This is a genomic window from Halomonas sp. ND22Bw (genome assembly GCF_003011945.1).
GTDB lineage: Bacteria > Pseudomonadota > Gammaproteobacteria > Pseudomonadales > Halomonadaceae > Halomonas > Halomonas halophila.
The window spans coordinates 1-266 of record NZ_PXWD01001008.1 but is presented as its reverse complement, the minus strand read 5'-3'; the positions used below and the strand labels follow the sequence as shown (position 1 = coordinate 266).

General features: G+C 67.7%; 1 pseudogene. It reads left to right on the top strand.

Going from position 1 to position 266, the window contains the following annotated elements:
- Positions 1 to 172: pseudogene (locus CVH10_RS27360) on the top strand (erythrose-4-phosphate dehydrogenase); the annotation flags it as partial.
- Positions 173 to 266: the final 94 nt, after the last annotated feature.

The following is a 266-nucleotide window of genomic DNA, read 5'->3' as shown; positions in this document are numbered from 1 at the left end:
CAACCCCGATCCGCGCTCCGGTATCGTGGACGCCACCCAGACCCGGGTGGCCGGCGGCCGCCTGATCAAGATGCTGGGCTGGTTCGACAACGAGTGGGGCTTCGCCAATCGCATGCTCGACGTTGCCGGCCGCATCGCGCGACTGGGCCCGGGGCCACCCTCCGATGCCTGAGACCCCTTCGGCTTTCCCAGACGAGGAATCTGCTTCCATGAACGCGCGCAAGATGACCGACCTCGACCTCGACGGCCAGCGAGTGCTGATCCGC